Annotated in this window: 5 protein-coding genes and 1 pseudogene; 3 read left to right on the top strand and 3 right to left on the bottom strand. The window is 62.5% G+C overall.

Annotated features, from left to right (window positions below; genetic code table 11):
• Positions 1-248, top strand: a 248-nt coding sequence (locus ACK6AU_RS13580; protein ID WP_409299599.1) for a DUF2288 domain-containing protein, incomplete at its 5' end; no start/stop codon positions are given.
• A gap of 262 nt (positions 249-510) precedes the next feature.
• Here the strand turns inward: ACK6AU_RS13580 and ACK6AU_RS13575 are convergent.
• A complete protein-coding gene (locus ACK6AU_RS13575; protein WP_185697892.1) occupies positions 511-2,691 on the bottom strand; it encodes a hypothetical protein in 2,181 nt (726 codons plus the stop codon).
• Positions 2,692-2,889: 198 nt separating this feature from the next.
• Here ACK6AU_RS13575 and ACK6AU_RS13570 point away from each other — a divergent pair, with 198 nt between their 5' ends.
• Positions 2,890-3,786, top strand: coding sequence for an NAD(P)-dependent oxidoreductase (locus ACK6AU_RS13570; RefSeq protein WP_185697893.1), 897 nt, complete (start codon positions 2,890-2,892; stop codon positions 3,784-3,786).
• On the opposite strand, the gene ACK6AU_RS13565 is transcribed toward ACK6AU_RS13570, so the two are convergent.
• Positions 3,677-5,956 (bottom strand): putative bifunctional diguanylate cyclase/phosphodiesterase, encoded by a 2,280-nt coding sequence (locus ACK6AU_RS13565; RefSeq protein ID WP_409299598.1) that lies wholly within the window; start codon positions 5,954-5,956, stop codon positions 3,677-3,679. The two genes, ACK6AU_RS13570 and ACK6AU_RS13565, sit on opposite strands and share 110 nt — an antisense overlap.
• A 143-nt stretch (positions 5,957-6,099) precedes the next feature.
• Entirely contained in the window at positions 6,100-6,468 is a 369-nt protein-coding gene (locus ACK6AU_RS13560; RefSeq protein WP_409299597.1) for a YkgJ family cysteine cluster protein, read from the bottom strand.
• A 300-nt stretch (positions 6,469-6,768) separates the two neighbouring features.
• Here ACK6AU_RS13560 and ACK6AU_RS13555 point away from each other — a divergent pair.
• Positions 6,769-8,139, top strand: a pseudogene (locus ACK6AU_RS13555) (spinster family MFS transporter); the annotation flags it as partial.
• Positions 8,140-8,190 lie beyond the last annotated feature (51 nt).

Here is an 8,190-nt window from a genome sequence, read left to right as displayed (position 1 = left end):
GCTGGAAGGAACTGGAGCGGTTCTTCGCCAAGGGTGCCCTATTGTGGGTCGATGCCGACCTGGATCTGATCGAAGTGGCCCAGGCCGTGGCCGAGAACCAGGCGGACAAAGTGGCGGCCTGGTTGGCCCAGGGTAATGTTGAAAAGCTGTCTGCGACGCGGGCGTCCGATCTGCTGGAACGCGATCCGACGTTGTGGGCGGTGGTGGTATCACCCTGGATCCTGGTCCAGGAAAGGGCGCCGAGCTGAGGCCGTGCGCTGAACGGGTGCAGGCTTTTGTCGGACAAAAGTGTGTAGCCGAGTAACCGTGAATCCAGTGATGGCACCTTGCCGTAGAGAAAGGCCCCACGGGTTCTTTTGGCCAAGGTGACGTTCACGGAAGGGGAACAGTTTCAAGCCCATCCGACGAGCTGCCCAATTGTTCCCCGGCAGCCTTCGCAAGCGTCCTGATCCTTTCCCTTTGCATGACCCGAGCACCGGCCAGCCGATGAGGCTGGCCGGTGCTCGAGCATCAGTAGGCGGTCTTGCCGGTGTGCTGGTTGAGGGAGATGACCCGGGTCTTGCCGATGCGGTGGCGGTAGATTTCCCGCAGGTACTTGATGGCCTTCTTCACGCAATCGCGCGACAGGCGGATGTCGTTGATCGAGACGAACTTGTCCTTGTCGTTGATCAGCTCGCGGTACTTCTTCTCGTACATCGGCTTGATCGCATACCAGTTGGTGTCGAGGATCTTCGCCGGGTTCTCGAACTCGTTGAGCAGGTCGTCGATGCGGTCTTCGTCGAAATGGTCGCTGGTGATGAAGTCCAGCACCGAGTTGTCCAGGGTGTCGTCGAAACGGTACGGATTACGTGCGAAGCAGCGCTTGATGAAGGCCACGATCAGCGTCAGGAAGTCGTCCGACAGGCACGGGCTCTTGGCGATCAGGGTGGTCAGCGACAGGTTGGCCGAGGCACCGATCACCAGCGCGTAGCGCTTGAGGGTGGTGTTGGGGAACAGGCTGTTGAGGTGGGTCTTGAGGCGGTTCAGGTCCATGTAGGACAGCTTGTAGTCCTTGGGCAGCGAGACGATGGACACCACCGACGAGCAGTTCTTGAAGAAATGCAGGTCGTGCAGCGCCGCGGCGTCGAAGCCCGAGGCCTTGTATTGCTCCAGCGCCGCGCGATAACGCTTGGATTCGATCGGCAGCAGGCTGATGCCCTCGATGGCCTGGGTCTGCTTGTTGAAGTGCGGCAGGTCGATGGAGCGGAAGAACAGATCGTCGATGTTCAGGCGCTGTGGCTCTTTCTCGAACACCTTGAACTTGTCGCCGGTGGGCACCGGCTGTTCCGGCACCACGGATTCGGCGTAGGCGATCGCCACCGGGCCGGCCAGGCTCATGAACAGGTCGTTGGCGTCCAGACGGATGGTCTCGCCGATATCGATGCCGGCGCGCCGGAAGTAGTTCTGGTCGTAGTCGGTGGTCACCGCCTGGGCGGTGAGGATGTTGAAGATCTGCTGGGAGATGTACTGGTTGGCGTGCTTCTCCATGGCGTTGACGTCGATGTTCTGGATGTTGCCGTCATCGCTTTCTTCGGCGTAGCGCATGATGTCGTTGGAGATCAGCATCATTGCGTTCCAGGGGCGGATTCGCCCCATGACGCTGGCTTCGCTGCTGTCTTCGTTATCGAAGTTGTAGGAGAAGTCCCACTCCTCGGACAGGTACTTGCACAGCAGCCGCCCGGCGTTGATGTGCAGGGCCTCGGACATTTCGCTGCGATGGTCGGAGATATTCGGCAGTACGCAGATGCCGCTGGTGAAGATCGGTTCGAAGACGAAGGAGTGCCCGCTCTTGCTGTCGTGCTCGTCCATCGGCTTGGTGTCGAAGGTCTTGTTCATGTACGAGTACTGCTGGGCCAGGCCGAATTCCGAGGCCATGCCCGAGCCGGTACCGCCACCGGCGCTGAAGATCGAGAAGTACAGGCGCGACTGGTTGGCCTTGATCCCGCAGGAATCGATCAGGTACGAGTGGATCATTTTCCACTCCGGGCTGGAGAAGCGCTGGGTGTCCTTGTTGAGGATGATCTTGGCCAGGTACTGGCCGAGGATCGGCGCGTTACCGGCGCCGCCGGCATGGACTTCCGAGAGGTCCATGATCTTCATCTTGCTGTAGTCGCGGATGAACCCGCTCTTTTCGCCCTTGCGCGAGAAGCGGATGCGACCGGCGATGTCCTTGTCCAGGTCGCCGAGCATCACCAGCGGTTCCACCAGGAACACCGGCTTGCTGGCCTTGTTCTGGCCCAGGCGCAGGTTCTGGCGGATCCATTGGCCGGGGCTGTAGCCGCCTTCGTAGGACTTGTCTTCGTTATTGAATTCGTTGAGGTAGAACTTGCGGGCGTTGTACACCAGCTCCGCCACGTCCAGGGCGATGTTGGAGCCGCAGCGACCGAGGCCGATCAGGCAGACCGAGGGAAATTCCTGGTCACGGCGGTTTTCCGGCTCGTCTTCCAGGTGCACCGGCCGCGGGAATACCGTGTCACGCAGACCATCGAGGTTATCGAGGATGCGGTCGGTGTTGGTCTCGGTGAAGTACAGGTACTGCTGGGTCGACTGGGGGCGTGAACTGGACAATGGCTTCGTATCTGAGTGGCTTGGTTTGGGGGAGGTCAGCGTCATCTCGGAGACTGCGTTGGCAGGATCGTTTTTAGAAGTCATTGTGCGCCATGTGCCTGGTCAGGTTGGCTCGCGGACGAGGTGTCGGCGGGCCATCACGGAATGGGACCTCGCAGCTTCGTGGAGTGCGAATTTTGCCCAAGGTGCCAGGGTGTTTTCTGAGCGACGCTCGGGGGAATCCTTTCCTGAATCATGATGGATCGGCCAGTATCCGATGATCTTTAATCAAATGAGGGCAATATGATGTCAGCGTTACCTACGCTCGGTTTTGCCGGAATCGGCCTGATGGGGCTGCCGATGTGCCAGCGCCTGCTGGCTGCGGGCTATCCGCTGGTGGTGTGGAACCGCAACCCGCACAAGTGCGCGCCGCTGGTGGCCGCCGGGGCGCGACAAGTCGCCGCGCCATCGCAGCTCTGCGACCAGGCCGACCTGGTGCTGTCGTGCCTGGCCAATACCGAGGTGGTGCGCGAGGTGGTCTTCGGCGCCGGCGGGATCGCCGAAGGCGCCCGGCCTGGCCAGTTGCTGCTGGACCTGTCGAGCCTGGAACCGGCGGCGACCCGGGAGATGGCCGCCACCCTGGCCCGCGATACGGGCATGGGCTGGGTCGACGCTCCGGTATCCGGCGGCACCCAGGGCGCCGAGGCCGGCAGCCTGGCGATCATGGCTGGCGGTACGGCCGTGGATGTCGAGCGGGTGCGTCCCGTGCTGCTGGCCATGGGGCAGCGGGTCACGCACATGGGCGCGGTGGGCGCGGGCCAGGTGACCAAGGCCTGCAACCAGATGATCGTCGCCTGCAATGCCCTGGTGATTGCCGAGGTGGTGGCCCTGGCCGAGCGTTCCGGGGTCGATGCGCGTTTGTTGGCCGAGGCCTTGGCCGGTGGCTTCGCCGATTCGCGGCCATTGCAGATTCTCGCCCCACAGATGGCCGAGAGTCGTTTCGAACCGGTCAAATGGCATGTCCGCACCTTGCTAAAGGATCTGGATGGCGCGGTGAAACTGTCCCGGGAGCAGGGGGCGGCGACGCCGATCAGCGGGTTAGCTGCGCAGTTGATGCGTCTGCATGGTGGGCAGGGCTATCTGGAAAAAGATCCAGCGACTCTGGTTCAGCTTTATCGAGATCCGACTGCCGTGGGCTGAGGACGCCGGCATGGCGCTGGTCGAGTTCGTCCAGCACCTCGGGCAGCTCCAGCAGCGGTACCGGCCGGCTGAGCAGGTAGCCCTGCAGGTAGTCGCAGCCGTAGTGCTCCAGCAGCCGCTGTTGCTCCAGGGTCTCGACCCCTTCGGTAACCACCTGTAGATGCAAGGTGTGGGCCATGACGATGATCGCCTGGACGATCTCCATGTCCTGGGTCGATTTGGGGATGTCCTGGATGAACGAACGGTCGATCTTCAAAGTGTTGAGCGGCAGTCGCTTGAGATAGGCCAGGGATGAGTAGCCGGTGCCGAAGTCATCGATCGACAGCGATACCCCCAGGCCACGGATCTGCTTGAGCAGTGCCAGGGTGCTGGCGATGTTGCCCATCAACGCGTTTTCCGTGACTTCCAGCTCCAGGCGCTGGGGGGCCACCTGGGCGTTGCGCAGGGCGCTGTCGATTTCCCCGGCCAGTTCCTCGCGGGTCAGGTTCAGCGCCGAGCAGTTGACCGCGATCTTCAGTTCGCCGCGGCCATGGCGCGACAGGTAGGCCAGGTCTTCGCAGGCCTTGCGCAGCACCCAGCTGTCCAGTTCGGCGATCATGCCATTGGCTTCGGCAATGCTGATGAAGCGATCCGGGCTCAACAAGCCGTGCTGTGGATGCTGCCAGCGCACCAGGGCCTCGAGCTTGGTGACCCGGGCGCTGCGAAGGTCGTAGATCGGCTGGTAGTACAGCTGCAAGGCCTGGTTGTCGCGCAGCGCGTTGCGCAATTCTTCTTCCAGTTGCAGTTCCAGGGTAGCCCGGGTCTTGAGGTTGGAACTGAAGAAATGCAGGGTGTTGCGTCCCGAATCCTTGGACTGGTAGAGGGCCAGGTCGGCGTTCTTCAACAGCTCCTCGCAGGTCTTGCCGTCGTCGGGAAAGAGACTGATGCCGATGCTGGTGGTCATCACCATGCGCCGCCCGCCCAGTTCGATCGGTTCCTTCATCTTATGCATGATGCGCAGGGCCATGTTCCGGGCCTCGTCGCGCTCATAGAGGTTGATGAGGATGCAGAATTCGTCGCCGCCCAGGCGCGCTACCACGTCCTCATGGTTGCGGGTCGAGCTCTTGATATGCCCGGCGATGACCTTGAGCAGCTCATCGCCGGCATCGTGGCCGAGGCTGTCGTTGATGCGCTTGAAGTGATCGATATCGAGGAACATCACCGCCAGCATGCCGCCGAAGGTGCTCTTTTCCATCAGCTTTTCGGCGAACAGCTGGTTGAAACCCCGGCGGTTGATCAGGTTGGTCAGGGCGTCGTAATGGGCCACGTGCTGCAAGGAGGCACGGGCCTGGTCGAGCTGCGAGAGCAGGGCGTTGACCCGGCGCAGGTCGCGCTCCTTGTGCTGCAGCTTCTTGTCCGCCAGGGCTGCGCTGATGCCGCTGCCGATGACCAGCAGGATGATCGCGCAGACAGCCAGCCCCAGTTGCAGGTTGCCGTCGGGCGTCACCGAGATCGGCAGCGCCCCGGCGGGCAGGGTCAGGGTCATGGACCACATGCCGGTGAAATGCATGAGGACGATGGCGCCGCCCAGTACCAGGCTGCTGGTGTACTTGAGCAACTGGTGGAATATCCCGCTGCCGTCACGCAGGTGCCGGGACAGCAAGAGCGCCGTCAGGCTGCAGCCGATGGCCACCAGCACCGACAGCCCCATGATCCTGGGGTCGTAGTACAGGCTGGCGCTGGAGCGCATGGCCGCCATGCCCACGTAGTGCATGGCGCTGATGCCCAGGCCGATCCACAGCGCGGCCAGGCAGTAGCGCCAGAGCGGCAGTTGCATGTGGCTCAGGGTATCCATCGCCAGCCAGGCGGCAATCAGCACGATGAACAGCGATAGCAGGGTCAGCGGCAGGTCGTAGTGGATTTCCAGCGGTGCTTCGAAGGCCAGCATGGCGATGAAGTGCATGGACCAGATTCCGCCGGACAGGCAGCAGGCACCGACCCAGCGCCACAAACGCTGGCTGCCCGGCTGCTCGACATGGCTGACGCGCTCGGCCATGTCCAGGGTGGCGAAGCTGGCGGCGCAGGCCACCAGGTAGGCCAGCAGCACTAGAACCGGATTGTGGGTGCAATGGAGGACCACCTGCCCGCTATCCGGAAGCTCGGTAATGAAATGCAGACCCAGCCAATCCATAGCGTGCCCATGTCATCTTAGTCGTCTGGCGTCGGCGGATCAGCGCCAACGAGTGCTTGCAGTATAGAAGGCGCTCGGTGGCTGCAATGGACGGTGGCACTTTGGCTCTAATGATTTGCTTATTGGGTCTATCGCTAAAAGTGCTAAGCGCTTTCCTCGTACCAGGGCTCGTCGTTCGCCGGCTCCAGTGGGGCAAGGCCGAACGCGGCGCGGGCGGCGTCGCAGTCGGCGTTGTGCTGGCCGTCCACCCAGGAAGCCTCGAACTCCCGGCATGGACTGCCACGCTGAGCATAGATCGAGCAACTCACGCTCTTGCCGACTTCCCCTTCAAGGGCGATGCAGCGTGGCGATTTGCAGTCGGTACCGAGCATGGCTACCCGGCTGGGAGTGATGCTCTGCACCAGTTCGTCGGGGACCGTTCCACCGGACGAGGCGCATTCGCCCCAGAAAAAAGACACACGAAAGTATGAACAGCAGGCACCGCAATTCAGACGCGGACTGGCTTCGGACATAGGCGGATACAACGGGGAAAGGGGCGGAATGGGGGGGGAGGGAAGGCGGTTATTCTAGGCTTCGCATCGGCCTTGGGAAGGGGGGGCGCCAGGTATTTTTTCAGCCTTTGCCAAACCTTTGAAAATATTGGTAAAGCCCCGGGGTACGGGGGCTGTGGCCCGGTGGCCGAGGCTGCTGGGGCAGCGTTTTCCGGAGTTTGCCAGGACGCGCCGCGATGCCCAGGTATCAGGCCGGCGAATGATCACAGACAGGGGCCCCATGGCTGACTAGATTGCAGTGTCCAGGCGTGTGTCTGGCCCAATAACAATAAAAGAGATCGACCCATGGATAACTCGACTCAAGCGGCGAATGCCTGGCGCATTCTGTTCCTGTTGTTTTTGGCAAACCTGTTCAACTTCTTCGACCGTACCATTCCCGCGATCATCATCGAGCCGATCCGCATGGAGTGGCACCTGAGCGATTTCCAGCTGGGGATCATCGGCACCGCCTTCACCATCGTCTATGCCATCGCCGGCCTGCCCCTGGGGCGGCTGGCCGATACCGGCTCGCGGAGCAAGTTGATGGGCTGGGGCCTGGCGGTCTGGAGCGGGCTCACCGCAGTCAACGGCATGGTGGGCAGTTTCTGGAGCTTCCTACTGGTGCGCATGGGCGTGGGCATCGGCGAGGCCAGTTATGCGCCAGCGGCCAATTCGTTGATCGGCGATTTGTTCCCGGCCCACCGCCGGGCCCGGGCCATGGGCATCTTCATGCTCGGCCTGCCCCTGGGCCTGTTGCTGGCCTTCTTCACCATCGGGGCGATGGTCAAGGCATTCGACAGCTGGCGCGCGCCGTTCTTCATCGCCGCGGTACCGGGCCTGTTGCTGGCGGTGTTCATGTTCTTCATCAAGGAACCCAAGCGCGGGGCGGCGGAGGCCAGCAAGGTGTCCCTGGAACGCATCGAGCGGCCGATCCGCCGGGTGCTGGCGATCCCGACCTTTCTCTGGCTGACCCTGGCCGGCCTGGCCTTTAACTTTGCCACCTATGCCTGCAACTCGTTCCTGGTGCCGATGCTGCAGCGCTACTTCCTGATGCCCTTGCAGGAGGCGGCAGTGGCCACGGGGATCATGGTCGGGGTGACCGGCCTGGTGGGCCTGACCCTGGGAGGCTGGATCGCCGACAAGATCCACCAGCGGGTGGCCAACGGTCGCTTGTTGTTCGCCGCCGCCAGCCTGCTGATTTCCACGTTGTGCACGGCCTGGGCCCTGCATGCCGGACGGATCGAGATCGGTGTGTTCGTGGCGGTGTTCAGTATCGGTTGGTTGTTTGCCTACAACTTCTACACCTGCGTCTACACGGCGATCCAGGATGTGGTGGAGCCGCGTTTGCGGGCCACCGCCATGGCATTGTTCTTCGCTGGCCTGTACCTGCTGGGGGGCGGCCTGGGGCCGGTGGTGGTGGGGGCGTTGTCCGACCGCTTTGCCCATGCGGCGATGGACGCCGCCGGGGCCGGGCAGATGACCGAGGCGTTCAAGGCCATCGGCCTGCACGATGCCATGTACCTGATCCCGGTGGCGCTATTGCTGACCCTGGTGTTCCTGTGCATTGCCTCGCGCAGCTTCGTGCGCGATGCCCAGCGCATGCGCGATGGGCTGGCGCCGGGCGAGGCGGTTGCAGCGCCAGCGACGGCCTGATGGCATGGCTGCTACGGACGATAAAAAAAGGCCCGCATGAGCGGGCCTGTT

It is taken from the genome of Pseudomonas sp. KCJK8993, from assembly GCF_046230915.1.
Taxonomy (GTDB): domain Bacteria; phylum Pseudomonadota; class Gammaproteobacteria; order Pseudomonadales; family Pseudomonadaceae; genus Aquipseudomonas; species Aquipseudomonas piscis.
The sequence above is the reverse complement of the archived record's forward strand: the minus strand, read 5'-3'. Positions and strand labels throughout refer to the sequence as shown.